At 65.9% G+C, this 26,243-nt stretch carries 25 protein-coding genes; 9 read left to right on the top strand and 16 right to left on the bottom strand.

Annotation, left to right across the window (positions count from 1 at the left end; genetic code table 11):
- Nucleotides 1-89 precede the first annotated feature (89 nt).
- The 3 genes from KW836_RS21955 to KW836_RS21945 all read left to right on the top strand — a co-directional run bounded on the left by KW836_RS21955 (nucleotide 90) and on the right by KW836_RS21945 (nucleotide 2,035).
- Complete coding sequence (locus tag KW836_RS21955) at nucleotides 90-728, top strand: DedA family protein (protein WP_175123449.1); 639 nt, start codon at nucleotides 90-92, stop codon at nucleotides 726-728.
- A gap of 13 nt (nucleotides 729-741) precedes the next feature.
- Nucleotides 742-1,293: a hypothetical protein gene (locus KW836_RS21950; protein WP_218344742.1), complete on the top strand. Its 552-nt coding sequence runs from the start codon at nucleotides 742-744 to the stop codon at nucleotides 1,291-1,293.
- A 91-nt stretch (nucleotides 1,294-1,384) separates the two neighbouring features.
- Complete coding sequence (locus tag KW836_RS21945) at nucleotides 1,385-2,035, top strand: dUTPase (RefSeq protein ID WP_218344800.1); 651 nt, start codon at nucleotides 1,385-1,387, stop codon at nucleotides 2,033-2,035.
- A 121-nt stretch (nucleotides 2,036-2,156) separates the two neighbouring features.
- On the opposite strand, the gene KW836_RS21940 is transcribed toward KW836_RS21945, so the two are convergent.
- The 6 genes from KW836_RS21940 to KW836_RS21915 all read right to left on the bottom strand — a co-directional run bounded on the left by KW836_RS21940 (nucleotide 2,157) and on the right by KW836_RS21915 (nucleotide 7,709).
- A complete protein-coding gene (locus tag KW836_RS21940) occupies nucleotides 2,157-3,269 on the bottom strand; it encodes an NADH:flavin oxidoreductase/NADH oxidase (protein ID WP_218344741.1) in 1,113 nt (370 codons plus the stop codon).
- A gap of 97 nt (nucleotides 3,270-3,366) precedes the next feature.
- A complete protein-coding gene (gene ehuA, locus KW836_RS21935; RefSeq protein ID WP_105239461.1) occupies nucleotides 3,367-4,137 on the bottom strand; it encodes an ectoine/hydroxyectoine ABC transporter ATP-binding protein EhuA in 771 nt (256 codons plus the stop codon).
- Nucleotides 4,134-4,805 (bottom strand): ectoine/hydroxyectoine ABC transporter permease subunit EhuD, encoded by a 672-nt coding sequence (gene ehuD, locus KW836_RS21930; protein ID WP_175123452.1) that lies wholly within the window; start codon nucleotides 4,803-4,805, stop codon nucleotides 4,134-4,136. Before ehuD ends, ehuA begins: the two co-directional genes overlap by 4 nt.
- Nucleotides 4,802-5,455: an ectoine/hydroxyectoine ABC transporter permease subunit EhuC gene (gene ehuC, locus KW836_RS21925; protein ID WP_105239463.1), complete on the bottom strand. Its 654-nt coding sequence runs from the start codon at nucleotides 5,453-5,455 to the stop codon at nucleotides 4,802-4,804. Before ehuC ends, ehuD begins: the two co-directional genes overlap by 4 nt.
- A 9-nt stretch (nucleotides 5,456-5,464) precedes the next feature.
- A complete protein-coding gene (gene ehuB / locus KW836_RS21920) occupies nucleotides 5,465-6,376 on the bottom strand; it encodes an ectoine/hydroxyectoine ABC transporter substrate-binding protein EhuB (RefSeq protein WP_218344740.1) in 912 nt (303 codons plus the stop codon).
- Nucleotides 6,377-6,554: 178 nt separating this feature from the next.
- Nucleotides 6,555-7,709: an ABC transporter substrate-binding protein gene (locus KW836_RS21915; protein ID WP_175123455.1), complete on the bottom strand. Its 1,155-nt coding sequence runs from the start codon at nucleotides 7,707-7,709 to the stop codon at nucleotides 6,555-6,557.
- 295 nt (nucleotides 7,710-8,004) lie between these two features.
- Here KW836_RS21915 and KW836_RS21910 point away from each other — a divergent pair, with 295 nt between their 5' ends.
- Together KW836_RS21910 and KW836_RS21905 are read left to right on the top strand one after the other, a co-directional pair.
- Nucleotides 8,005-8,430 (top strand): OsmC family protein, encoded by a 426-nt coding sequence (locus KW836_RS21910; RefSeq protein ID WP_056562575.1) that lies wholly within the window; start codon nucleotides 8,005-8,007, stop codon nucleotides 8,428-8,430.
- Between the two features lie 129 nt (nucleotides 8,431-8,559).
- The gene (locus KW836_RS21905; RefSeq protein WP_218344739.1) at nucleotides 8,560-9,849 is read left to right on the top strand and encodes an Nramp family divalent metal transporter; all 1,290 of its coding nucleotides are present in this window, start codon (nucleotides 8,560-8,562) and stop codon (nucleotides 9,847-9,849) included.
- Nucleotides 9,850-9,927: 78 nt separating this feature from the next.
- Here KW836_RS21905 and KW836_RS21900 read toward each other — a convergent pair whose 3' ends face one another.
- Both KW836_RS21900 and KW836_RS21895 read right to left on the bottom strand, forming a co-directional pair.
- The gene (locus tag KW836_RS21900; RefSeq protein ID WP_105239468.1) at nucleotides 9,928-10,149 is read right to left on the bottom strand and encodes an XRE family transcriptional regulator; all 222 of its coding nucleotides are present in this window, start codon (nucleotides 10,147-10,149) and stop codon (nucleotides 9,928-9,930) included.
- A 171-nt stretch (nucleotides 10,150-10,320) separates the two neighbouring features.
- Nucleotides 10,321-10,953 (bottom strand): TetR/AcrR family transcriptional regulator, encoded by a 633-nt coding sequence (locus tag KW836_RS21895; protein ID WP_254594134.1) that lies wholly within the window; start codon nucleotides 10,951-10,953, stop codon nucleotides 10,321-10,323.
- Nucleotides 10,954-11,080: 127 nt separating this feature from the next.
- Between KW836_RS21895 and KW836_RS21890 the strand changes: the two genes are divergently transcribed.
- Nucleotides 11,081-12,364, top strand: a complete 1,284-nt coding sequence (locus KW836_RS21890; protein ID WP_218344738.1) for an MFS transporter — start codon at nucleotides 11,081-11,083, stop codon at nucleotides 12,362-12,364.
- A gap of 35 nt (nucleotides 12,365-12,399) precedes the next feature.
- Here the strand turns inward: KW836_RS21890 and KW836_RS21885 are convergent, their stop codons facing one another.
- A complete protein-coding gene (locus KW836_RS21885) occupies nucleotides 12,400-13,104 on the bottom strand; it encodes a GntR family transcriptional regulator (protein ID WP_218344737.1) in 705 nt (234 codons plus the stop codon).
- Between the two features lie 128 nt (nucleotides 13,105-13,232).
- Between KW836_RS21885 and KW836_RS21880 the strand changes: the two genes are divergently transcribed.
- The 3 genes from KW836_RS21880 (at nucleotide 13,233) to KW836_RS21870 (ending at nucleotide 16,371) form a co-directional block, all read left to right on the top strand.
- The gene (locus tag KW836_RS21880) at nucleotides 13,233-14,228 is read left to right on the top strand and encodes a tripartite tricarboxylate transporter substrate binding protein (protein ID WP_218344736.1); all 996 of its coding nucleotides are present in this window, start codon (nucleotides 13,233-13,235) and stop codon (nucleotides 14,226-14,228) included.
- Nucleotides 14,229-14,289: 61 nt separating this feature from the next.
- Nucleotides 14,290-15,078, top strand: a complete 789-nt coding sequence (locus KW836_RS21875) for an enoyl-CoA hydratase/isomerase family protein (protein ID WP_218344735.1) — start codon at nucleotides 14,290-14,292, stop codon at nucleotides 15,076-15,078.
- Between the two features lie 21 nt (nucleotides 15,079-15,099).
- On the top strand, nucleotides 15,100-16,371 hold the full coding sequence (locus tag KW836_RS21870) for a CaiB/BaiF CoA-transferase family protein (protein WP_218344734.1): 1,272 nt from the start codon (nucleotides 15,100-15,102) through the stop codon (nucleotides 16,369-16,371).
- A 45-nt stretch (nucleotides 16,372-16,416) separates the two neighbouring features.
- On the opposite strand, the gene KW836_RS21865 is transcribed toward KW836_RS21870, so the two are convergent.
- The 7 genes from KW836_RS21865 to KW836_RS21835 all read right to left on the bottom strand — a co-directional run bounded on the left by KW836_RS21865 (nucleotide 16,417) and on the right by KW836_RS21835 (nucleotide 26,242).
- Nucleotides 16,417-17,145, bottom strand: a complete 729-nt coding sequence (locus KW836_RS21865; protein WP_218344733.1) for an ABC transporter ATP-binding protein — start codon at nucleotides 17,143-17,145, stop codon at nucleotides 16,417-16,419.
- Complete coding sequence (locus KW836_RS21860; RefSeq protein WP_056324304.1) at nucleotides 17,142-17,945, bottom strand: ABC transporter ATP-binding protein; 804 nt, start codon at nucleotides 17,943-17,945, stop codon at nucleotides 17,142-17,144. Before KW836_RS21860 ends, KW836_RS21865 begins: the two co-directional genes overlap by 4 nt.
- Nucleotides 17,942-19,030, bottom strand: coding sequence for an ABC transporter ATP-binding protein (locus KW836_RS21855; protein WP_175123463.1), 1,089 nt, complete (start codon nucleotides 19,028-19,030; stop codon nucleotides 17,942-17,944). The genes KW836_RS21860 and KW836_RS21855 overlap by 4 nt, the downstream gene beginning before the upstream one ends.
- Nucleotides 19,027-19,878: a branched-chain amino acid ABC transporter permease gene (locus KW836_RS21850; protein ID WP_370633066.1), complete on the bottom strand. Its 852-nt coding sequence runs from the start codon at nucleotides 19,876-19,878 to the stop codon at nucleotides 19,027-19,029. Before KW836_RS21850 ends, KW836_RS21855 begins: the two co-directional genes overlap by 4 nt.
- A gap of 301 nt (nucleotides 19,879-20,179) precedes the next feature.
- Nucleotides 20,180-21,325: a branched-chain amino acid ABC transporter substrate-binding protein gene (locus KW836_RS21845; protein ID WP_056562612.1), complete on the bottom strand. Its 1,146-nt coding sequence runs from the start codon at nucleotides 21,323-21,325 to the stop codon at nucleotides 20,180-20,182.
- 239 nt (nucleotides 21,326-21,564) lie between these two features.
- A complete protein-coding gene (putA, locus tag KW836_RS21840; RefSeq protein ID WP_218344732.1) occupies nucleotides 21,565-25,386 on the bottom strand; it encodes a trifunctional transcriptional regulator/proline dehydrogenase/L-glutamate gamma-semialdehyde dehydrogenase in 3,822 nt (1,273 codons plus the stop codon).
- A gap of 172 nt (nucleotides 25,387-25,558) precedes the next feature.
- Nucleotides 25,559-26,242, bottom strand: a complete 684-nt coding sequence (locus KW836_RS21835) for a membrane integrity-associated transporter subunit PqiC (RefSeq protein ID WP_218344731.1) — start codon at nucleotides 26,240-26,242, stop codon at nucleotides 25,559-25,561.
- Nucleotide 26,243: the final 1 nt, after the last annotated feature.

The following is a 26,243-nucleotide window of genomic DNA, read 5'->3' as shown; positions in this document are numbered from 1 at the left end:
CGTTCCGCCAAATGGCCTAGCCGCCTCACGGCCGGCCGCGCAGGCGTTAACATACCCGATTGCGTTCAGCTAATTTTCAACTTTGCATCATGGATGAATACATCACCCAGATCGGCCAGTTCATCGAAGCCAACCAGGCTTGGGCCGGACCGATCACCTTCCTGCTCACGCTGGGCGAGTCCATGGTACTCCTGGGACTTTTCATTCCCGCGACCGCCCTGATGCTGCTGACGGGCGGCCTGATCGGCGCCGGCACGCTCGCGCCCTGGGGCGTGATCGCCTGGGGCATCGCCGGCGCGATCGTGGGCGACGCGCTCTCGTACTATCTGGGCCGCTGGGCGGGGCCCAGCGTGCTGCGGCGCTGGCCGCTCAAGCAGCAGCGCACCGGCGTGGCACGGGCTCGGCTGTTCTTCTACCGCTACGGCTTTGCGTCGGTGCTGATCGGCCGCTTTCTGGGCCCCATCCGCTCCACCATTCCCACGGTGGCGGGCGTGATGGGCATGGCGCATGGCCGCTTCCAGCTCGCCAACGTGCTGTCCGCAGTGCTGTGGATGCCGCTGATGCTGGCGCCCGGCTACATCACCGCGCGCAGCCTGGGCACGGCGCAGAACGCGCAGCAGATCGCCATGATGATCGGCGCGGGGCTCTCGGTTTTGCTAGGATGCGGGCTTCTCCTCGCCATGGTGCGCAAGCGCCGCCAACCGGTGCGCGCGCGGCGGGGCAATTGATCCGGAGAGCGTCATGGCCATTGATGCCGAGCCCAAGAACGGCGATTTCGCGCGCTATATAGAAGAGTTGACCAACGCGAAGGGCGCCTCGCCGGGCCGCATCGCCAGCCGGCGCGAAACGCGCAGGCAGACGGCGCCGGTTGCCGTGCCGATGCCCGTGGCCGTCCCGCCCTCCCCGACGTCCGGTTCGCTGTCCGACGCGCCTTGGGGCAATACCGCGTCGCCATCCCCGCGTGCGCGTTCGGCATCCGAAGCGCCCCTGGCGACGTTCCCGGGCCAGCCCGACGAGGCCAACATCACGCTCGCCCGCCAGGCGCGGTCACGCAAGATCGGCGCCGTGCTGACGGTGGCCGGCATCATGGCAGGCTGGGCCGCGGCCAACATCGCTTTCCGCGCGTTTCACAGCCCCCGGTTTGAACTGGACGAACTGATGCCCGCCGTGTTCCTGGCCTTCTTTGCCTTCATGCTGTTCAAGGCGGCCAGCAGCGCGCGCAACCCGCGCAAGTCGCCGCTGAACAAGCTGCCGCCCCTGACGCCGTCGTCATACCGCAAGGACGGCGCCTGACACGCTGCGGCTTGGCTGGTTGGCGTTGGTGCTAACATTTCCGGCCATTGAACCAGCCCCTCCCGGAGTGAAAGTGAACAACGTAGTCGGATTGAACCAGGCCCAGGCGGCCACGATGCTGAAGCTGCAAGGCCATCTGAACAGCATGATCAATCCGGACTGGATCAACGGCGGCGCCCGCTTCCTGCGCGCCGCGTTCGTCGAATCGGCCGAAGCCCTGGAGCACTACGGCTGGAAGTGGTGGAAGAAGCAGACCATCGACCTGCCGCAGGTCCAGATGGAACTGGTCGACATCCTGCATTTCTATCTGTCGCACACGATCGTCCAGTCGGCTGGCGACGTCGAAGCCGCCGCCCGCGCGCTTGTGGCCGATCTGGCCACGCCGGCCTCCGTCGTCCTGGACGGCAAGACCTACGCGCTGGACTCACTGAACGTGCCGGAACTGCTCGAATTGATCGGCGGACTGGCCGTGTGCGGACGCGCCAGCTTCAAGGTCCTGGAGCAGACGATGACTGCCTGCGAGATGACCTGGAACGACGCCTACACGCAATACGTGTCCAAGAACGTGTTGAACATTTTCCGCCAGCAGCACGGCTACAAGGAAGGCACCTACATCAAGATCTGGAACGGCGAGGAAGACAACGTCGTGCTGGCGCGGCTGCTGTCGCAGCAGGATCCCGCCAGCGCGGACTTTGCCGACGTGTTGCATCACGAGCTGGAAGCCGCATACGCCAAGCTGTAGACGGCGTGGCCGATGACGGCCGGCGCTGCTCGCAAACCGTTGGCGCGAAAAGCTGCCCGCAGAATTCTGACGAAAAAAACGCCGCGATCGCGGCGTTTTTTCATGGACCTTGCCTGGCAGCCTATCGCTGTCCGAAGCGCGTCTCGCCAAACAGCGCCTTCAGCTCACGCGGCTGCGACCGCCAGTATTGCTTCGGCGCGCTGACCTGGCCGTCCAGTTCGGCCGCCGCATGCCACGGCCAGCGCGGGTCGTACAGCATGCCGCGCGCCAGCGCGACCATGTCTGCCTTGCCCTGCGCCAGGATGTCCTCGGCCTGCTGGGCCTCGGTGATCAATCCCACCGTGATGGTCGGCATGCCGATCCGGCGCTTGATCTCTTGGGCGAACGGGACCTGGTAATTCGGCCCCACCGGAATCTTCTGCTGCGGCGACACGCCGCCGCTGGACACGTCGATGAATTCACAGCCGCGCGCTTTCAGCGCCTCGGCGAACACCAGGGTTTGCTCAAGGTCCCAGCCGCCCTCCACCCAGTCCGTCGCCGATACGCGCACGCCCAGCGCCACGGAAGGCGGCGTGATGTCGCGCAGGGCCTGGAAGATTTCCAGCGGAAAGCGCATGCGGTTTTCCAGCGATCCCCCGTACGCGTCGTCGCGCCGATTCGATAGCGGCGACAGGAACTGATGCAGCAGATAACCGTGCGCGGCGTGCACCTCGATGGCATCGAAACCCAGGCGCAGCGCGCGGTGGGCACTGTCGACAAACGCATTGCGGACGCGCTCAAGACCCGCTTCGTCCAGTGCATGCGGCGCGGGCTCGTGCGCGTTGTGCGGCACAGCCGACGGCGCCCAGCCCAGCCAGCCGCCGTCGCTTTCGGGCACCAGTTGCCCGCCGTTCCAGGGCGCATCGCTGGATGCCTTGCGCCCGGCGTGTCCCAATTGGATGCCCAGTTTGATCGGCGAGTAGCGGCGCACGGCGGCGACCACCTTGCCCAGTGCGGCTTCGGTCTCGTCGGACCACAGGCCCAGGTCTCCCGGCGAGATGCGGCCATCGGCCTCGACTGCGGTGGCTTCGGTAAACAGGAGCGCCGCGCCCGATAGCGCCAGATGTCCCAGGTGAATCATGTGCCAGTCGGTGGCACGGCCCTCTTCCGCCGAGTATTCGCACATGGGTGCGATGACGATGCGGTTGGGCAGTTCGACGTTGCCGATTGACGTGGGGCTGAACAGATGGCTCATGCTAGGGGGCTCCGGGAGCGTTGGACGACACAGCATAGCGCCCGGACACGCAAACGCCCCCAAATCCCAACGCCCCCGGCAGGGTTTAAGCGCGCGCCTACTGTCCTTCGATCACCGAATCCAGGAACTGGCGCGTGCGCGCCTCCTTGGGCTGGCTGAACAGCACCGACGATTCGGCGTCTTCGACGATGTTGCCCTGATCGAAGAACAGCGTGCGGTCCGAGCTGCGTTCGGCGAACTTCATCTGGTGCGTGACGATGATCATCGTCATGCTGCGGCGGGCGGACAGGTCGCGCAGGATCTGCAGGATGCCGCCGACCAGCTCCGGATCCAGCGCGGACGTGACCTCATCGAAGAGCATGACCTGCGGACACATCGCCAGCGCGCGCGCGATGCCGACGCGCTGCTTCTGCCCGCCCGACAGTTGCGCCGGATAGACGTCCAGCTTGTCGCCCAGCCCCACCATCTCCAGATACTCGACGGCGCGATCGCGGGCCTGGTCGCGCGGCATGCCCAGCACGTGCAGCGGCGCCTCCATGGCGTTGCCCAGCGCCGTCATGTGCGGGAACAGGTTGAAGTGCTGGAACACCATGCCGATCTTGCCGCGCACGTTGCGCAGGTGTTCGGAGTTGACGCCCGCGGGGCGGCCCTGCGCATCGGTCCACATGGGTTCGCCGTCGATCTCGATCTCGCCGCTCGTGGGCGGGTCCAGCGTCATCAGCACGCGCAGCAACGTGGATTTGCCCGAGCCCGACGGACCGATGACGGCCACCGTCTGCCCCGCCGGAATCTCGAGATTGATGCCGCGCAGGACTTCCACGTCTCCAAAACGCTTGTGCAGATTCTTGATGCTTACGCTGGCGCTCATCGCTTTCCTCCAAATCGTTGCAGGCGGGCCTCCAGGCCGCGCACGCCCCAGGCCGCGACCAGGCTCAGCGCCAGGAACAGCAGGCCCACCAGGGTCAGGGGTTCGGTGTACCGGAACGTCGCCGATCCGATCATCTTGCTTTGCTGCAGCAGTTCGACCACCGTGATGGCCGACAGCAGCGGGGTGTCCTTGAACATGGCCACCAGGTAGTTGCCCAACGCGGGCACCACGGGCGGAATCGCCTGCGGCAGCACCACGCCCACCGTCGTGCGCCAGCGCGACATGTTCAATGCCGTGGCGGCTTCCCATTGGCCGCGCGGCACGGCCTCGATGCCGGCGCGGTAGACCTCGGCGCAATAGGTGGCATAGTGCAACCCCAGCGCCACGATCCCCGTCATCAGCGGCGACATCTGCGCCCCCGTCAGCGGCAGGACGTAGAACAGGAAGTACATCTGCACCAGCAGCGGCGTGCTGCGCACGAACTCGATGAAGAACGCCGTGGGCAGCGACACGATGCGCAGCTTCGATCGACGAAGCATCGCAAGCACCAGGCCCAACGTGACCGCCACCAGCATGCCGAGCACGGTGGCCTGGATGGTGATGACGAGCGCCGAACCCAGCGTGGGCAGGATTTCCAGTGCGAAAGACCAGTCGAATATCGGTGTCATCGGACTCGGACCCTCCGCTCAAGCAGGCGCACGCCCGCGGTGATCAGCAGCGCCACGCCGAAGTACATCAGCAGCATCAGCGTGAAGATCTCGGTCGTGCGCAGCGTTTCGCTGCGCAGCAACTGGCCGCGGAAGGTCAGGTCGGTGATGGTGATCAGCGACACCAGCGCGGTGTTCTTCAACAGCTCGATGAGCAGGTTGCCCGCCGGCGGCAACATGGCGGGCACCGCTTGCGGCAGCACGATGCGCTGCATGATCTGGCGGCGCGTCAGGTTAAGCGCCACGCCCGCTTCACGCTGCCCGGGCGGAACGGCCCGGATGGCGCCGCGCACCACTTCCGCGCCGTACGCGCCCGCGTTCAGCGCCAGCACCACGATGCCGACCAGCATGGCCGGCAGTTGCACGCCAAACAGCGGCAGCACGAAGTAGAACCAGAAGAGCTGCACCAGGGCGGACGTGCCGCGAAAGACCTCGACGTACACCGACGCCGTCCACCGCACCGGCCGCAGGGAAGACAGCCGCCCGATCCCGGACAGCAGCGCAAGCGGCACCGCCAGGACCACCGCGCCCGCCATGATCTGGAGCGTGACGGCCAACCCCTCAAGCAGGGGCGGCACCAGCTCCGCGATATGTTCAGACATCAGCTGCATCGGCGCCCCTTACTGTCCGCTGCAGAGCTTGTCCGCGGTCACCCCTTGGGGCAGTTCGTCGGCGGTAAAGCCGAAAGGCGCCACAAGCTGCTTGTGCTCGTCGGTGCCAATGAATTTGGCCAGTTCGGCGTTGAAGGCATCCACGAAGGCCTTGTCGTCCGTGCGGAAGGCATAGGCGCCGTAGCCGCGAACGCCCTTGCCGTCGATGACCGGATCAGTGAACGGATCGGCCTTCTCCAGCCCGCTGCCCTCCTGCGTCTTGCCCATCAGGTCGTTGACGGTGAGCGCGGTGGCGGCATAGGCATCGGCGCGGCCCGCCTGCACGCCGGACAACGCGCTGACGGCATCCGGAAACACGACCACCTGGCCGGCCGGAATCTTGACCTTTTCGGCGTACTCGCCCTCGATCGCGCCAACCACGACGCCCAGCTTGGCGTCCGGATTCTTGAGCACGTCTTCGTAGCTGTGGAGATTCTTGGGATTGCCCTGCTTGACCAGGAACGCTTCGCCAACGCCATACGTCGGATTGGAAAACGCGACTTGCTGGCAGCGACTGGGCGTGACGTACATGCCGGCCGCGATGATATCGAAGCGCTTGGCGGCCAGGCCGGGGATCAGCGATCCGAACTCGGTCAGGACGCCTTCGACTTCGTTGATGCCCATGCGCTTGAGCACCACGCGGGCAATCTCCACGGATTCCCCGGTGACCTTGGCCTCTTTGCTATCCATGTACGCGAACGGCGCCTCATTGGCATAGCCGATGCGGATCTTGCCCGCTGCCTTCGCCGCTTCCAGGGTGCTGGCGTTACTGGCGGTCTCGCCGCCGCCGGCCGCGGACTTGTCGCCACCCGAGTCCGAACATGCGGCAAGCACGCCCAGGCTCAGGGCCAGCAACAGTCGTCTGGATTGGATGAGGGTCATGAATTATTTCTCCCGAATTTATTTCTAGGTGCATGGCTTCACTAAAAATAATACGCTAAGAAATGATTCGGACACGAATGATATAGGCATGAAAAAGCAGGCCTAAGCCTGCTTTTGCCGTCCGTTGCCCTATGGAGCGTTAGAACACGTTACGAACGGTACAGAGATATGGCACCAATTATTCTGCGTACGAAAAACGCCCGTTTTTGACCGTGCCCATCACGCGGGCGCGCTCGTCGAAGCCCTGGTGATTGTCCTTGGTGATGTTCAGGACGCCATTGGGCACGACCAGATCGCGGGTGTTTTCCAGCGCGTCGCGCAGCGCCAGGCGGAATTCCGGCGTGCCGGGCTTGGCGCCGGTTTTCAAGGCGCGCGACACGGCCGAGTCCAGCAGCATCCAGGCGCCGTAGGCATCACCGGCGAACTGCGTCAGCGTGTTCGGGCCGTATTGCTGTTCATACTTGTCGGCAAATTCCACGGCCACCTTCTTGACCGGATTGGAATCGGGCAGCTCGCGCGCCACGACGCCCGGGCCCGTGGGGAACAACGTCCCTTCCACGTCCTTGCCGCCCACCTGCAGGAACTCGAGCGTGCCGATGCCGTGCGTCTGGTAGACAGCGCCGGTGAAACCGCGCTCCAGCAGCGTCTTTTGCGGCAGCGCCGCCGGCGTGCCGGAGCCGGCAATCAGCACCGCGTCGGGCTTGGCGGCAATGACCTTGAGCACCTGCCCGACGACCGAGGCGTCGGTGCGCTGGAAACGTTCCTGCGCCACGATCTTCAGGTCCGAGCCGGCGGCGGCCGAAAACTCTTTCCACCAGCTATCGCCGTAGGAATCCGCAAAGCCGATGAAGGCCACGTTCTTCAGGCCCTTTTTCTTCATGTCCTCGACCAGCACGGTCGCCATGAGCGAGTCGTTCTGCGGCATCTTGAAGGCCCAGGTGCGCTTGGGATCCGACTGCGGCTCGACGATGACGCTGGACGCCGCCAACGCAATCATCGGCGTCTTGGTCTCGGCCAGCACGTCCAGTCCGGCCAATGCAGACGCCGTAATGTTGGGGCCGACGATGGCGTCTACCTTGTCTTCGGACGTCAGCTTGCGCATGTTCTTGACCGCGCGGCTCACGTCCGTGCCGTCGTCCAGCACCACGTAACGAGCAGGCTCGCCGCCCAGCGTGTTGGGCCACAGCCGGATCGCGTTGTTGGTCTGGATGCCGATGGCGGCGGCGGGGCCCGTGGTGGACACGTCCACGCCGATCACGATTTCGGCTTGAGCGGACAGGACGGGAACAGCCAGCGCGACAGCGCAGGCGTAGCGGGCAAGGATGCGAGGCATGACTACGGCTCTTGGGTAGGAGTGAAGGAGATGCCGCTATTTTGCCTGATGCGCTCACGCGGCCTCTTGATGTGGCCGGCCCATCTCAATCGGCCGGGGCGCGCGACCGGCACCCGTGGCCGAACTGCCGTTACATCGGCTTGCCGTTGCGTACCGGCGTTTTCCGCGCCGGGCGGGGTGACGGGCCGTATCATCGACGGTGCCGCCTGAGGCAAGGCGCGCCGTCCGCGAGACGGCGCCTCTCACCCACCCCGGACGCGCCGCGCACGGCCGCGTTCCCACACAGGAGTCCTGTATGAAGAAAACCGCATCCGCCGCCTGGTCGGGCGATCTGAAGACTGGCAAAGGCACGATTTCCACGCAGAGCGGCGCGCTCAAGAGCCAACCCTACGGTTTCAATACCCGCTTCGGCGACACGCCGGGCACCAACCCCGAAGAACTGCTGGGCGCGGCGCACGCCGGCTGCTTCACCATGGCGCTGTCCAACATTCTTTCCGAAGCCGGCCTGGTCGCGGACAGCCTGGACACCAAGGCCGAAGTCACGCTGGACAAGCTCGACGATGGGTTTGCCATCACCGCCGTCCATCTGACCGTCGAGGCGGTCATTCCGGGCGCCTCCGCCGAGGCCTTTGAGGACGCCGCGCGCAAGGCCGAAAAGGGCTGCCCGGTTTCCAAGGTGCTGAACGCCAAGATCTCGATGGACGCCAAGCTCAAGTCCTGATCAACGCGGGCGATCCGGCCTCTGAACCGGGGCCGGATCATTGGCGCGCCCTATTCCCGGCGTGGCCAAAATCAATTGGACGATGCAAAGTCGCTTCCGGACAATGAGAACCATTCTCAGGAGCGACGCATGACCGGATTCATCTACGCGATTTCAGGCGGCAATGCCGCCCTGGCGCAGGACGCGCGGACTTCCGCCAACCTGCGCCGCATGGTCGGGTCCGGCATCCTCGTGGCCGTCGGCTACATCGACCCGGGCAACTGGGCCACCGACATCGCTGGCGGCAGCGGCTTCGGCTACGGGCTGTTGATGGTCGTCATCACATCGGCCTTTCTGGCCCTGGGCTTTCAAGTGCTGGTGTCGCGTCTGGCGCTGGCAACCGGCCAGGATCTGGCCACCCTCACCGCCCGCCATCTGTCGCCCCGTCTGGCCAAAGCCGCCTGGCTGGCCGGCGAGGCCGCCATCCTGGCCACCGCGCTGGCCGAACTGATTGGCGGCGCGATTGCACTGCGGCTGCTGTTCAATCTGCCGCTCATCGCCGGGGTTGCCGTCACGGGCATCGGCACCTTCGCCGTGCTGGCCATGACGCGTGGCAATGCCGATCGGCACGAACGCGTGATCGCCCTGCTCTTGTCCGTTGTGGCGCTGTCGTTCATATTTTTGCTGTTCAAGGCCAACCCGGCCTGGACGGAAGTGGCGCATGGCGTGACCGAGACCGGCAAGGCACTGCGCGATCCGCAAGGTTTCCTGATTGCGCTGGGGATTCTTGGCGCGACCCTCATGCCCCACAACCTGTACCTGCATTCCGGCACGCTGGCGCAACGGGCGCAAGGCTTGCCCCAGCAGGCGCGCGGCATGGCGATGCGCGTGGCGCGCAACGACACCATCGTGTCCTTGGGTGTGGCGATGCTGATCAATGCGGCGATCATGATCGTCGCTGCGGCGTCGCTGTCCGGTTCCGGGATGGTGGTGTCCAGCCTGGACGACGCCCACGCGGTGATCGGCCATACGTTAGGGATCGGCGCAGCGGTGGTGTTCGCCGTGGCCTTGTATGCCGCCGGACAAAGCTCCACCATCACGGGCGTGCTGGCTGGCCGCATCCTGTCGCAGGGATTCCAGGTGGGCAGCAACTGGTCGGACCGGCGCCGTGCGTTGATGACGCGCGTGGTGGCAGGCGCCGCCGCCGTGGGTCTGCTTGCGTTCACGGGTGGCAAGGATCCCGACGGATTGCTGGTGCTCAGCCAGGTCGTCCTGAGCCTGGCGTTGCCCTTCGCCCTGGGACCGCTGGTGGTGCTGGCATGCCGCAAACGCCTGATGGGCACCTATGTGCTGCGGGGCGCCTGGGGCTGGGCCGCGATCGGGGCAACCGTGGGCATCATCGTGCTGGACGGCTACCTGCTGCTTGATCTCGTCGCCTGAAAGGGCCAAACCGTCCTCTGCGGCGGACACAAAAAAAACGCCAGCGATCAAAGCTGGCGTTTTTTTTGGCGGGGTACTTCAGTGGTAGGCGGAGACTACCGGGTGCTGACGACGGCCGGCGTCCATATTGTGCAGGACCTCGCCGACGGCACCGCCCAGTGCGGCCATGCGCAGCTTCAGGCGCAACCAGCGCGAGCCTGCGTGGGGACCGGACAGGGTTTCCGCCTTGATGGCCTCGCGGATCAGGGACCGCTCCAGCGCATCCGACATACGGGCATTTTTCAACGCGGTATCGCTCATGATTCTCTCCTTGAGAAAAGCGATGTGGAACAACGTGAAGCCATCTTAGATCCACGTATGCTGCGTTGCAATAAAAATCACAAACATTTTTTTCGGCGTTGCGCAATGGGGACAAACACCACCAAAACGGTGCGCGCCGCACAGGGTTACGCACCGCTTTTGTGCGATGACCTAGCCCGTCCGGCGGGGCAGATGCGCCTGGATCAGCTTGTCGGCCATCGCCGCCACCCTGCCCGCCGGTCCGCCTTCACCAAAAAGCTGGCTTGAGACGAACGCGCCCTCGATCAACAGCAGCAATCCGTCTGCCAACGCTTCCGGGTCCTCCGCCCCCATCCCGGCAGCCATGGCGTTCAGCCGGCGGCGCAGTTCGCGCTTGTGTTCCACGGCGACGGCGCGGGCGGGATGCTCCGATTCCGGGTACTCGACGGCCGCGTTCGTCAGCCCGCAACCCCGATAGCCGTTCTGCACCGCGCGGCCGGCCATGCCGGTCAGATAGTCGAGCAACTGGGCGCGCGGGTCGCCCGGATGCGCGGCGCAGGCGGCGTCGAAGCGTGCCCAGAATTCGGCGTCGTAGTCGCGCAGGTACGCAGCAGCCAGTTCGTCCTTCGAGGAAAAGCTGCGGTACAGACTGGGCTTGGTCACGCCCGCCTGGGTGACGATGGCGTCCACACCCACCGCGCGGATGCCGTCGCGGTAGAACATCTCGCGAGCGGTCTTGCGGATGCGGTCGGCCGCCAGAAGCGGCTTGGACGCGGATTTGCCGGCCTTGCCGGTGGCGGCGGCGGAAGGGGTCTTGCTGGCCATACAGGGGCTCCTTTTTTGCGGAACGACACGCACGGCCGCTCCGGAAACAGGGTCGCCAAAAAACGCTTGACGATGTTACTGACCGGTACGTACTATGCGCAAACCCTAATACGTACCGGTCAGTAACATGAGTATAGCCCAGCCTCCCTTTCCCTTCCGCCGCGCCGGCCAAAAGTATGCGTTCGTCGTCGTCGGCGTGATCTTTCTGTCGCTGCTGGTCGCGGCCGGCTTGCGGTCTTCGCCCAGTGTGCTGCTGGTGCCGCTGGAGGAGACGTTCGGATGGAGCCGAAGCTCCATTTCGTTTGCCGCGGCGCTGGGCATTTTTCTGTACGGATTGGTGGGCCCGTTCGCGGCCGCCGCGATGGAACGCTTTGGGCTGCGGCGCGTGCTGATCACCGCGCTGATCCTGATGTCGGCGTCCAGCGCCGTCAGTGCCTATATGACCGAGCCCTGGCATTTGATCATGACCTGGGGCGTGTTCTCGGGCCTGAGTTCGGGCGCCGTGGCGATCGTCATGGGCGCCACCGTGGTCAACCGCTGGTTCGTCAAGCACCGCGGGCTGATGATGGGCCTGCTGACCGCCAGCGCCGCCACCGGCACGCTTGTATTTCTGCCAGTCCTGGCCGCGCTGGCCTCGTCCGGCGATTGGACGCGCGTGGTCTGGACGGTGGCGGGCGCCGCAGCCGCGCTGGTGCCATTGGCCTGGTGGCTGGTGCCCGACCGTCCGTCCAGCGTGGGCCTTGTGCCGTTCGGCAGCGATCCGCACGCACCGCCCGCGCCCGCCGCGCCGCGCACGGGCATGGTGGCCGCCACGTTCGGCACGCTGGCCCGGGCGGCCAAGACCCGCACGTTCTGGTATCTGTTCGCCACGTTTTTCGTGTGCGGCTTCACGACGAACGGCTTGGTCGGCACGCACCTGATCGCGCTTTGCGGCGACCACGGCATGCCCGAGGTGCAGGCTGCCGGACTGCTGGCCATGATGGGCATCTTTGACCTGCTCGGCACCACGGCATCCGGGTGGCTGACCGACCGCTACGACCCGCGCAAGCTGCTGTTCGTTTACTACGCCTTGCGCGGCCTGTCGCTCATGTACCTGCCCTACTCCGATTTCTCGTTCTACAGCCTGTCGATCTTCGCGATCTTCTTCGGCCTTGACTGGATCGCCACGGTGCCGCCGACGCTGCGCCTGACGACGGAAGCGTTCGGCGAACGCGACGCGTCGATCGTCTTCGGGTGGATCGTGGCGGGTCACCAGATGGGCGCGGCCAGCGCCGCCTGGATGGCGGGCGCGCTGCGCGAGGCACAGGGCAACTACCTGATGGCTTTCGTGGTGTCAGGCGCGACGGGCATCATCGCCGCCGTGCTTGCCTTGATGATCGGCCGAAAGCGCGTGGTCGCGCAGCCCGCCTGATTCCCAATCGCATGGCGGCGCAGGCCGCCATGCCGTCATGCCACGCCGTTCCCGGACCGGCCGCGCAGGTTGTAGGCTTTCTTGCCGCCGACATGCTTGCGAATCAGCGCTTCGGCGCGTTCGCCATCACGTGCCAACAGCGCCTGCACGAAGGCCTCGTGGTCGGCCACCGCCGTCGTCCATTCATCCAGGTCGAAATTGGACTTGTAGCGCAGCGCCTGCACCTGAAGGTTCAACCGGTCGTAGGAATGCGACAACGCCGGATTGTGCGCGGCGCGGTTGATTGCGATGTGCGTGCCCATGCTGGCCGCGAAATACGCGCGGATATCGCGTTTCTCAAAGTTTTCAAGCATCTGCGCATGCAGACGCGCGATCTGGGCAAGCTCCGCCTCGGACGCGCGCTCCGCTGCGCTACGCACTGCCAGCCCCTCCAGCACCGACAACACGTCGAAGATGTTTTCGATGTCTTCGGCTGACAGCTCGATCACCATCGCCCCGCGCTTGGGCTGCAGGGTCACCAGGCCATCCGAGGCCAGCATCCGGTACGCCTCGCGCAGCGGCGTGCGGGAAATCTTCAGTTGATCGCACAGATCCCGTTCGTTCAGCCAGGTGCCCGGCTTCAGGGTGCCATCGATGATCAATTGGCGTAGCCGTTCCGCCACGACCGCCGGCAAGGTGGGATGGTGGATGGCCAAATCGGGGACGGACACGTCGGCAATCAGGGGTTCAGGGTTAGCCATGGGTTGTTCATGCTCGCGACTTCGACTATTTTTGTATCTGGTATACCAAACACCAACGGCATACCAACCTGACCCAAATCATAGAGCAAGCAGCCCCTGGGCAGGATTCATCCACCAAAGGAGACCCTATGAAAAAGCATGCTCGCGCCTGGATCGGCGTACTGACGCTGTCCGCCGGACTGTCGGCCGCCACCCCCGCCCTGGCGCAGGACTACTCGAAATGGCCGGAACGTCCCATTCGCCTGGTCGTGGGTTTCGTTCCGGGCGGCGGCACCGACGTGTCGGCCCGGATTCTGTCGGCACGGCTCTCCACCCTGCTCGGCCAGCAGGTCGTGGTCGAGAACAAGCCGGGCGCCTCCGGCCTGATCGCGGCCGATTACGTGGTCAAGGCCGACCCGGACGGCTACACGCTGCTCCTGGCCAACATGCAATCCACTGTCGCGGCCCCCTATGTCGTGCAGTCCAACATCGACCCCAACAAGGATTTCACGGCGGTGCGGTACATCGGATCCGTGCCCAACGTGCTGGTCGTAAACCCCACCAAGCATGCCTACACCACCGTGCAGAACCTGGTGGACGACGCCCGGGCCAAGCCCAAGCAACTGCTGTACGCCTCATCCGGCATGGGAAGTCCGCAGCACCTGAGCGCCGCACGGTTTTCGCAGATTGCCGGCGTGTCCATGGAGCACGTGCCCTACAAAGGCAGCGGTCAGGCCATGACCGACCTGCTCGGCGGCAACGTCGACCTGAACTTCGACACGCTGCCCGGGGCAATCAACCAGATCCAGGCGGGCAAGCTGCGTCCGCTGGCCGTGACCAGCCCCGAACGCAGCAAGCGGCTGCCCGACGTGCCGACGCTGGCCGAATCCGGCATCAAGGGTCTGGACGTCGTGCAGTGGTACGCCGTCCTCGCGCCTGCCCAACTGCCCCGTCCGATCATGGACAAGCTGGATCGGGCACTCGCCCAGACGCTCGCGGACCCCGAGATCGCCGCCAAGTTGGCCGACCAGGGCATGGACCTGGGCGGCGGCCCGCAAACCCCCGCGGCCTTCGCGTCCTACGTGCGGGATGAATGGAGCAAGTACGGCAAGCTCACCGCGAGCCTGGGCCTGAAGAAGCAATAAGCCTCGACGCTGAACCCGATCCATCCGGCGGGGACCGCCCCGCGCAAGCAAAAGGAACCTCATGACTGCTACCGCTACCCCCATCCTGCTCGAGCGCAACGGCGACATCGCGACCGTGGTGCTGAACCGGCCCGAAAAGCTCAACGCGTTCACCATCGACAGTTGGCGGCTGCTGGGCGACACGTTTCTCGAACTGGACCGCGACGACGGCGTGCGCTGCGTGCTGCTGCGCGGCGCGGGCGAGAAGGCGTTTTCGCCCGGCAACGACATCGGCGAATTCGAGACCGCGCGCAGCAACAAGCGCCAGGCGGTGGAATACGGCGCCGTCATGCGCCGCACGATCGAGGCGATCGGCGGCTGCCGTCACCCCGTGGTCGCGCAGATCCACGGCATCTGCGTGGGCGGCGGGCTGGAGATCGCCAGCCTGGCCGACCTGCGCATCTGCGGCGAAAGCTCGCGGTTCGGCGTGCCCATCAAGAATCTGGGTCTCGTGATGTCGTACTCGGAGCTGGCCCCGCTGGTTCGGCTGGTCGGTCCGACCGTCGCGCTGCAGGTCTTGCTGGAAGGCAACATCTTCGACGCCGCCGAAGCCTTGCGCCTGGGCGTCGTCTCGCGCGTGGTCGCGGACGACAAGGTGGCCGACGAGGCGCAGGCGGCCGCACGCCGGATCGCCGATGGCGCGCCGCTGGTGGCCCGCTGGCACAAGAAGTTCGTGCGCAATCTGGTGCAGGGCAAGACGCTGACGGACGCCGACCGCGACGAGGCTTTCGACTGCTTCGACACCGAAGACTTCCGCGCGGGCTATCGCGCCTTCCTGGCCAAGGCCAAGCCGCAATTCACCGGCCGCTGAACGAGAGATCGAGGAATACGCATGCACAACGACACCCGCGGCTCCGGCCGCCCGCCCTTCCCTGGTTCTGATGCCCCCGCCGGCGCGCTGGCCGGCATGCGCGTCATCGAGCTGTCCCAGATCATGGCTGGCCCCACCTGCGGCATGATGCTGGCCGACTTGGGAGCCGACGTCATCAAGGTCGAAAAGATCGACGGTGGCGACGATTCGCGCCAGTATCGCGACCCGCAGATCAACGGCATCTCGGCGCCATACCTGATGCTCAACCGCAACAAGCGCGCCATCGCGCTGGACCTCAAACATCCGGAAGGCAAGAAGGTCCTGTTGCGCATGATCCGCGACGCCGACGTGGTGACCGAGAACTTCCGCAAGGGCACGATGGAGAAGCTGGGCCTGGGCTACGAGACCCTGCGCAAGGAGAACCCGGGCCTGATCTATTGCGCCGTGTCCGGCTACGGCACGACCGGCCCCTTTGCGGATAAAGGCGGCTTCGATCTCGTGGCGCAAGGGTTTTCAGGCTTGATGGCCATCACCGGTGAGCCTGGCGGCCCGCCGCTGCGCACCGGCAATTCGGTGGCCGACATCAACGCGGGCCTGCTGGCGGCCTTCGGCGTGCTGGCCGCGTACCAGCACAAGCAACGCACCGGCGAAGGCCAGATCGTCGAAACCTCGCTGCTGGAAGCCAGCCTGCAGCAGCTCTACTGGCACGCCGCCATCTATTTCGGCAGCGGCGTCTCGCCCGGTCCCACGGGATCGGCGCATGTGCTGAGCGCGCCGTACCAGGCGTTTCCCACGCGCACGGACTGGATCATCATCGGCGGCGCCAATGAAAAGAACTGGCAGCGCATCGCGCAGGCGCTGGACCGGCCCGAGTGGGCGGAAGATCCGCGCTTTGCCCGCAATCGCGACCGCATGCAGAACCGCGATGAATTGGTGGAGGAAATCTCCGCCATCCTGAAGACCCGTGATGCGCAGGAATGGCTGAACATCTTCGACGACGCGGGTGTTCCGGCGGGCCCCGTGCACTCGATCGCGCAGGCGTTATCGCACCCGCAGACGCTGGCGCGTGAAATGGTGGTGGAACAGGATCATCCGGTGGCCGGCAAGGTCCGCACCGTGGGCATGCCCGTGAAACTGTCGGCCACGCCCGCCCGCTACCATCGCGCCGCGCCGCGGCTGGGCGAGGACTCCATCGCGATCCTGGGGGAATTCGGCTATGGCAAGGAAGAGATCGACGCGCTGATCGGCGCCGGGGTGGTCGCGGCCGTGGACCGCGAGCCGGTGCAGGCCTGAAGCAGCAAGAACGCAAGGCGGCAAGACCGCCTTGCGTCCGCCCGATTACTCCACTTCGCCCAGATACGCCGCGCGCACCTTGGGATCGTGCAGCATGTCGCGCGCGGGGCCGGACAAGGTGATCTCGCCCGACTCCATCACGTAGCCGCGATGGCTGTTTTCCAGGGCCAGGCGCGCGTTCTGCTCGATGAGCAGAATGGTGACGCCTTCGCTGGCGATGGTGCGAACCACTTCGAACACCTTTTCCACCATCAAGGGCGCCAAGCCCATCGACGGCTCGTCCAGCAGCAGCAGCTTGGGACGCGCGATCATCGCGCGTCCCATCGCCACCATCTGCTGCTCGCCGCCAGACAACGTGCCGGCGGCCTGCTTGCGGCGTTCGGCCAGACGCGGAAACAAGGTGAAGACGCGATCCGTGTCCTGGCGGATCTGGGCCGCGTCGCGGCGGATGTAGCCGCCCATCGCCAGGTTCTCTTCGATGGTCAGTTGCCCGAAGATGCCGCGGCCTTCGGGCACCATGACGAGGCCCTTGCGGACCAGTTCATGCGACTTCTGGCCGCCGATGGATTGCCCGGCGTAGACGACTTCGCCGCCGGCGAGCGGCACCAGTCCGCAGATGGCGCGCAGCGTCGTGCTCTTGCCCGCGCCGTTGGCGCCGATCAGGCAGACCAGTTCGCCTTCGTCCACGCGCAGGTCGATGCCGCGCACTGCACGGATGCCGCCGTAGGACACTTGCAGGCCCCGCAGCTCGAGCAGGGGTTGGGATGCCGTCATGTTGCCTGGCCCTCGTTGTGGATGAGCGGATCCTGCGCGGCGCCCGCGCCCAGATACGCTTCAATGACCTTGGGATCGCGCTGCACCTGGGCGGGTTTGCCCATCGCCAGCACTTTCCCGTACTCCAGCACCAGCACGCGATCGCACAGGCCCATGACGAGCTTCATGTCGTGTTCGATCAGCAGCACGGTGACACCGTCCGCGCGGATCTTTTCGACCAGCTTGCGCAGCACTACCGTTTCCGAGGCATTCATGCCCGCGGCCGGTTCGTCCAGCGCCAGCAACTTGGGATCCGTCGCCAGCGCACGCGCGATCTCCAGGCGCCGCTGGTCGCCATACGGCAGCGACCGCGCGACGTCGTTGGCGCGATGGCCGATGCCGACGTAGTCCAGCAGTTCCTGAGCGCGCGCTTCGATGGCGGCCTCTTCGGCACGCGTTGCGCGCGTGCGCAGCACCGCGCCCAGCACGCCGGCGCGGGTGCGCATGTGGCGGCCGATCATCACGTTCTCGATCGCGCTCAGGTTGGCGAACAGGCGGATGTTCTGGAAGGTGCGCGCCAGGCCCGCGTAGGCGACCTCGTGCGGCTTCTTGCCCGACATGGATTCGCCGTTGAACGTGCAGGTGCCTTCCTCGGGGATGTAGAGGCCGGTCAGCACGTTGAACAGCGTGGTTTTGCCCGCGCCGTTCGGGCCGATCAGGCCGTAGATCTCGCCCTGTTCGATATCGAAACTGACGCCCGACAAGGCCTGCAGGCCGCCAAAGCGCTTGCCCAGTCCCTGGGCTTGCAGCAGTTTGCTCATGCCGCGCCTCCTTGCGTCTTGGTCGCCAGTTCGCGCTTGCGCACCGCCGACGGCCAAAGGCCCGCCGGACGGAACAGCATCACGCACACCATGGCCAGGCCGAACAGCAGCATGCGGATGCCTTCCGGATCCAGCACCACGGCGCCGAACAGCATGTGCTGCACGGGCTCCACGACGGCGCGCAGAAACTCCGGCAACGCAGCCAGGATCAGCGCGCCCAGGATGACGCCCGGAATGTGGCCCATGCCGCCCAGCACCACCATGCACAGGATCGAAATGGACTCCATGAGCGAGAAGCTTTCGGGGCTGACGAATCCTTGCATCGATGCGAACAGCGCGCCGGCCACGCCACCGAACGATGCGCCCATCGCGAAGGCCAGCAGCTTGATGTTGCGGGTGTTGATGCCCATCGCCTTGGCGGCGATTTCATCTTCGCGAATGGCTTCCCACGCACGGCCGATGCGGGAATTCTGCAGGCGCACGCAGACCACGATGATGATGAGCGTCAGCGCGAGCAGCAGGTAGTAGTACTTTTCCGGCCCGGTGAAGCGGATGCCCAGCAGGTTCTGGGTACGCCCGAACGCAAACTCGCCAACCTTGAACGTGTCGATGCGGTTGATGCCCTGCGGCCCGTTGGTGATGTTGATGGGCGCGTTCAGGTTGTTCAGGAAGATGCGGATGATCTCGCCGAACCCTAACGTGACGATGGCCAGGTAGTCGCCTCGCAACTTCAATGTCGGCGCCCCCAACAGCACGCCGAACAGGCATGCCACCGCCAGCGCGATCGGCAGGATTGCCCAGAACGGCAGGTGCAGCCCGAAATGCGGCGACGCAAGCAATGCCCAGGTGTAGGCGCCCACCGCGTAGAACGCGATGTAGCCCAGGTCCAGCAGACCCGCAAAGCCGACCACGATGTTCAGGCCCAACGCCAGCATCACGTACAGCAGCGCAAAGTTCAGGATGCGAACCCAGCTTTGGCCGGCCATGCCGATCACGAACGGCAGCACCGCGAGCACGACGCCGATCAGCGCGATGCCGATCAGCGTGCGGGTGGAGAACCCGCTTTTCTTCAGATGCGTGCTCATGCGCGATCCCCCACCCGTTCACCCAGCAGACCCGAGGGACGGAAGATCAGGACCAGCACCAGCACGAAGAACGCGAACACGTCCTGGTAATGGCTGCCCAGGAAGCCGCCCGTCAGGTCGCCGATGTAGCCCGCGCCCAGCGACTCGATGATGCCCAGCAGCAGACCGCCAGCCATCGCGCCCACCAGATTGCCGATGCCGCCCAGCACCGCGGCGGTGAAGGCCTTCAGGCCCAGCATGAAGCCCATCGTGTATTGCGACACGCCGTAATACGTGGCGACCATCATGCCGGCCACGGCTGCGAGCGCCGAGCCGATCAGGAAGGCGGCCGAGATCACGGTATTGATGTTCACGCCCATCAGACCCGCAACCTCGCGGTTCTGCGCGGTGGCGCGCATCGCGGTGCCGAGGCGGGTCTTGTGCACGACCGCCAGCAGTCCGCCCATGATCAGCGCCGCAATCACCACGATGGCGATCTGCAGCGAACTCATGCGCGCGCCGCCAAACTCGAACACTTGCGGCGACAGCACCTGCGGGAAGTTCAGGTAGTTGCGGCCCCAGGCCATCATCGCGACGTTCTGCAGGATGATGGACACGCCGATCGCGGTGATCAGCGCTGCCAGACGCGGCGCGCGGCGCAGCGGCCGGTAGGCCACGCGTTCGGCCGTCCAGCCCACCGCCATGCACAGCGGGACGGAGACCAGCAGGCCGACGCCGAGCACCACGAAGGCCGAGGCGCCGGGATCGCCGCCCACCAGCGTGATGGCGACCGTGGTGGCCGCCATTGCGCCAATCATGACGACGTCGCCATGCGCGAAGTTGATCAGCCCGATGATGCCGTACACCATGGTGTAGCCAAGGGCGACCAGGGCGTACACGCTGCCGAGCGTGACGCCGTTAATCAGTTGTTGAATGAAGATATCCATAGGGGCCGCTGAATAAGCCTGGAAGAATCGCGCGGGGCGGCCAGGGCGCAAAGGCCTGGCCGCGCGTCGCGCGCCGCTGCGCCGGACGGCGCGTGCCGAAAAGAGCGGGCGGAACGTGGCGCGCGGCTAGCGGCGCGCGGCTAGCGGCGCGCGGCTAGCGGCGCGCGGCTAGCGGCGCGCGGCTAGCGGCGCGCGGCCAGCTCCGCCCTGGTTTCAAGCCGGCTTAGTTAGCCTGGCTGACCATCGTTTCAACCATCTCCCACTTGCCGTTCTTGACTTCGTAGATGGTGACCGAGATTTCCTTCAGATCGCCCTTGTCGTCGTAGGAAATGTGCTCGCTCGTCGCGCCCTTGCGGTTCAGCTTGGCCAGCTTGGGCAGGTACTTTTCGGGGTCGGCGGAACCGGCCTCTTCGATGGCCGTGATCATGTTCCAGGCGCCGTCGTAGGCGTAAGGCGCGTACACGCCGGGGGCCTTCTTGAAGCGGGCCTGGTATTTCTGATCGAAGTCCTTGCCCGCGGCCATCTTGTCCAGCGGCACGCCGGCCAGCGAGGCATAGGTGCCGTCGGCGGCGTCGCCCGCCAGCTTGATGAAGGTGTCGCTACGCGTCATTTCGCCGGACACCAGCGGGGCCTTCAGGCCCAGCGTGGCGAGCTGGCGCTTCATCGGGCCGGACTGGGCGTCCAGGCCGCCGTAGAAGATGGCGTCAGGCGCGGAACCCTTGATGTTGGTCAGGATGGCCGTGAAGTCGTTGGCCTTGTCGGTGGTGTATTCGCGGCGCACGACCTGGCCGCCGGCGGCCTTGACGGCCTTCTCGACTTCGTCCGCCAGACCCTGGCCGTAGGCGGTGCGGTCATCGATGATCGCGACCTTCTTGGCCTTCAGGTTCTGCACGATGAACTTGCCGACCGCGGCGCCCTGCTGGGTGTCGCTGGTCATCATGCGGAACGTGGTTTCGTAGCCCTGCTTGGTGTATTCGGGCGAGGTCGCCATGGCGATCTGCGGCAGGCCGGCTTCGTGGTAGACGCGCGACGCGGGAATCGTGGTGCCCGAGTTGAAGTGCCCCAGGATGCCCACAACGTCCTGGTCGACGAGTTGCTGGGCGACCTGCACGCCCACGCGCGGATCAGCCTGGTCGTCGCGCGAAACCAGCACGAACTTGGCCGTCTCGCCGTCGATCTTGATGCCCTTCTTGTTCGCTTCTTCGAGGGCCAGGTTCAGGCCATTCTGCATGTCCTCGCCGTAGTGCGATTGCGGACCGGTCAGCGGGGCTGCGAAGCCGAACTTGACGTCGGCGGCCTGCACGGCGGCCGTCATGCCGGCGGCGGCGATGCTTGCAGCGAGAAGCTTCAAAGTGGTGCGGAACTTCATGGGGAATCCTCCGAAATATCGGACTAAGGCCTTGTTATACCTGAGCTTTTAGCCAGGCTTTTGGTTTTTTACTACCGCGGGCCCAGTGATATCCGGGTCCCGCGCATGCATTTTCTGCAGAGCCTGAATGCCGGATTGCGGCAGCCAGACCAGAGGTGCGACCGGATTTTCGTTCCAGTGCAACCTAGCCCGATATTGGAGATAACCCTCAGTTTGCTGAGGGTTACCCCTGGTCACGCTTAACCGATGGTCATGAGGCTGGCGTTGCCGCCCGCGGCCGCCGTGTTGACGCTGACGGAACGCTCGGTCAGGAGGCGTTCAGGCACGTAGCTGGCGCCCGCCGCCAAGGCGTCGGAGGTCAGGCCGTGCACCGCCAGGATGGGACCCGGACGCCGCGCGATGCGCTGGTTCAGCGCCTTGAGCGCGTCGCCGTCGCCTTCGAACAGCACGGCCTGGTAGTCGGCCTCGTCCACGTCAGCATCCGACAGGATGCCGGCCTGGCCCTGCTGATCGGCATCCAGCGTCGCCAGCAGCGCCTGCGCGGCCGGCGTGTCCGCAAACCACGCGTGGTTGCCGGTCAGACGGGCCACGGACCATTGCGCCCGCGCGCCGGCCTCGGTGGCGGCCACGCAGTACACGGCGCCTCGCGGCTCGACCATATAGGTGTTGGTCTCGCCCGTCGGGCCGGGCAGCGCGATGCGCTGCGGCAGCGGCGCCGCGGCGTCCAGCGCCGGCGGCAGCCCTGCGGGGCGCGTACCCAGCAGGCGGTACATGTACAACGGACCGCCCGCCTTCGGACCCGTGCCCGACAGCGCTTCGCCGCCGAACGGCTGCACGCCCACCACGGCGCCCACGATGTTGCGGTTGACGTAGACGTTGCCGGCGTGGACCTGGCCCGTCACGTGCGCGATGGTCTCGTCGATACGCGTGTGCACGCCAAACGTCAGTCCGTAACCCGTGCCGTTGACGGCGTCGAGCAGCGCGTCGAGTTCGTCGCGTTTGTAGCGCACCACGTGCAGCACCGGCCCGAAGACTTCACGGGTCAGCTCGCTGACGTTGTCGATTTCGATGATGGTCGGCGGCACGAAGGTGCCGTGGCGGCATTCGCCGTTCAGTTCGACCTGGTCGACGCGATGACCGGCCGTGCGCATGGACTCGATGTGACGCTGGATGCCGTTGCGGGCCTCGGTGTCGATCACGGGACCCACGTCAACCGACAGGCGATCCGGATTGCCGACGGCCAGCTCGCGCATCGCGCCGCGCAGCATCGTCAGCACGTGATCCGCGTTGTCTTCCTGCACGCACAGCACGCGCAGCGCCGAGCAACGCTGGCCGGCCGAATCGAAGGCCGAACTGAGCACGTCGAACACAACCTGCTCGGACAAGGCCGACGAATCCACCACCATGGCGTTCTGGCCACCGGTCTCTGCGATCAGCGGGATGGTGTGGCCGTTATCGTCCAGGCGGTCGGCCAGGGTGCGCGCGATGATGCGGGCGACGTCGGTCGAACCCGTGAACATCACGCCGCGTACACCAGGATTGGCCACCAGTTGCGCACCGATGGTTTCGCCGCGGCCCGGCAGCAGCTGCACGGCGCCGGCGGGCACGCCGGCCGCGCGCAGGATGGCCACGGCTTGCGCCGCGATCAGCGGGGTCTGCTCGGCCGGCTTGGCCAGCACGGTGTTGCCCGCCGCCAGCGCAGCCGCCACTTGACCGGTGAAGATCGCCAGCGGGAAGTTCCACGGGCTGATGCACAGCACGGTGCCCAGCGGACGATGCGTGTCGTTGCTGAATTCCTGCTCGGCCTGGTCGGCGTAGTAGCGCAGGAAGTCCACGGCCTCGCGCACTTCCGCGATGGCGTTCGGCAGCGATTTGCCGGCTTCGCGCACGATGAGGCCCAGCAGGGTCTGCATCTGCTCTTCCAGCAATTGCGCCGCGCGGCGCAAGCACTGCGCGCGCTCGGCGACCGGCGTGGACTGCCAGATCGGCGCGGCATTGGCGGCGGCGCGCAGGGCGACTTCGGCGTCGGCCGAATCGGCTTCGATGACATGGCCGACCACGTCGCGCAGATTGGCGGGGTTGCGCACTTCGATTGCCTTGGCGGCATCCCAGTGTTCACCGCCTTCGCCCAACATGGGACCGGCGCGCCACGGCGTGCCGGCGCTGGCCAGGAGGGCCGCCGACAGCGAGCCCAGGCGATGTTCGTTGCTGAGGTCCAGGCCCGCCGAGTTGGCACGGGCGCCGTCCTGCGGATTGCCGTAAAGCTCGCGCGGCAGCGGAATCTTCTCGTGCGGGGCGCCCAGCGGCGTGATGCGCGAGGCGGCTTCCACCGGGTCGGCAACCAGCGTTTCGACCGGGATGGTCTCATCGCCGATCAGGTTCACGAACGAGGTGTTGGCGCCGTTTTCCAGCAGGCGGCGCACCAGGTACGCCAGCAGCGTTTCGTGCGTGCCGACCGGCGCGTAGATGCGGCACGGACGATTGAGCTTGCCCTGGGTCAGCGGGCCGACCACTTCTTCGTACAGCGGCTCGCCCATGCCGTGCAGGCACTGGAACTCGTATTGACCGGGGTAGTAGTTCTGGCCGGCAAGCTGGTAGATCGCTGCCAGCGTGTAGGCGTTGTGCGTGGCGAATTGCGGATACACGGCTTCGGGCGCGGCCAGCAGCTTGCGGGCGCAGGCAATGTACGCCACGTCCGTGTACAACTTGCGGGTGTAGACCGGATAGCCTTCCAGGCCGTCGACCTGGGCGCGCTTGATTTCGCTATCCCAGTACGCGCCCTTCACCAGTCGCACCATCACGCGATGGCGGCTGCGGCGGGCCAGGTCGATCACGTAATCGATGACGAACGGCGCGCGCTTCTGGTAAGCCTGGATGACGAAGCCGATGCCGCTCCAGCCTTCGAGTTCAGGCGTGAAGCACAGCGCTTCCAGCAGGTCCAGCGAGATCTCCAGGCGGTCGGCTTCTTCGGCGTCGATGTTCAGGCCGATGTCGTAGCTGCGCGCCAGGATGGTCAGCGCCTTCACGCGCGGCAGCAGTTCCGCCATGACGCGCTCGCGCTGGGCACGCGAATAACGCGGATGCAGGGCGGACAGCTTGATCGAGATCCCGGGGCCTTCGTAGATACCGCGGCCCGCAGCGGCCTTGCCGATCGCGTGGATGGCCTGCTCATACGAGGCGTAGTAGCGCTCGGCGTCTTCCGCCGTGGTCGCCGCTTCGCCGAGCATGTCGTACGAATAGCGGAAACCGCGCGATTCCATCTTGCGGTTGTTGGCCAGGGCTTCGGAAATCGTCTGACCGGACACGAACTGTTCGCCCATCATGCGCATGGCCATGTTCACGCCCTTGCGCACCAGCGGCTCACCGCCCTTGCCGATCAGGCGCGTCAGCGCCTTGGACAGCGACTGCTCGCTGCTCACGGCCACCAGCTTGCCCGTGATCATCAGACCCCAGGTGGCCGCGTTGACGAACAGCGACTGCGAACCGCCCATATGCGACTTCCAGTCGCCGCGGGCGACCTTGTCGCGGATCAGCGCGTCGCGCGTGGCGCGGTCGGGAATGCGCAGCAGCGCTTCGGCCAGGCACATCAGCGCCACGCCTTCCTGGCTGGACAGCGAGAATTCCTGGATCAGGCCTTCGACCCCGCCACCGGTGCGCTTGCCGCGCAGCTTCTTGACCAGGCCGGCCGCCATCGCGTGCACCTTTTCCAGGTTGGGCACACGGGCCTGGCCCAACAGCAGCGGCACGCACTCGGGTTCGGGGCGGCGATAGGCCGCCGTGATGGCGGCGCGCAGCACGGATTGCGGCTGCACGTCCTGGCCGAATTCGTAGAACGGCGGCGTGGGTGCGGCATGGGATTCGGCCGCATCCTCTTCGCCCGCGGCATCCGCGCTCAGGTGGGACATCTCGGCGGGCAGATGGCCGCGCTCGATCTTGTCCAGATAGGACAGGATCGCCTGCTTATGCAGCCAGTGCGGCGTGCAGTTGAGCTTGGTGGCGGCGGCTTTCAGGCGGTCGCGGAGTGCGTCGTCGACTTTGACGCCGAGGGTCGTGCTGGCCATAAGAGATTGCTTCCTGTCGCATGGCAAAGGTGTAACTGGGCCCGGACAGGACCCAGTATGGGTAGGACCGTATGCTAGACAGGTTGCAACCGCGTTTGTATTAAGGTTAACCCTAGGTTGAACCCAGTTAACCGCTTGAGATCGCGAGGTTTATCCGGGAAACCCGGGCGGATCATTCCTTCAGCGCGGAACATCCCATCATCTGGACCGAGCCGGAACCCGCCGGATTCTGGCCGCGAATGGCAGCCGCCATGACGCCCGCCAGGCTCACCACCGCGCGCTGCTGCGCCGCGATCAGGCTGCCGACGGCCTCGTCCGGCACGTTTTCGGTGACGACGCTGCGGCACAAGAGGCCCCTGCCCTTGGTATCGACGGGCCGTACCCGCCAGGTGGCGTCCAGTTGCGCCATGCTGCCCGACACCATCTCGAAGCGTTGCACGTCGGTCTGGACGCGCCAGATCGGCGCCCCCGGACCCGGCTTGACCATCTGCACGTCGAGTGCGCCAAGGTCACGCTTGAGCGCATCGGACAAGGCATTGCGCAACTCGTCGCCCAGCGGCGAACTCCAGCGTTCGGAATACAAGGCAGAAATGCTGCCGTCGCCGGTGCGGACCATCAACTGCGGTTGGTCGGCTTGCGTGGACAGCGTGACGGGCTGCACCTCGATCAGGAACGAGGCGGAACCCGGCGCCGCGGCGGGCGCACCCGACCGCTCGGGCGTCTGCAGCGTGTAGTAGTGGACGGGCGGCGACGACCCGCACGCGGCCAGCGCGCCGGACAGCGCCAGCACGGTCAGCGCGGCGCGGGCGCGTTTGCTGCGGGACGGGGTTGCGGAGCAAGAGAGTCGGCTTTTCATG

This window comes from Achromobacter sp. ACM05, assembly GCF_019218915.1.
Taxonomy (GTDB): Bacteria; Pseudomonadota; Gammaproteobacteria; order Burkholderiales; family Burkholderiaceae_B; genus Achromobacter; species Achromobacter animicus.
The sequence above is the reverse complement of the archived record's forward strand: the minus strand, read 5'-3'. Positions and strand labels throughout refer to the sequence as shown.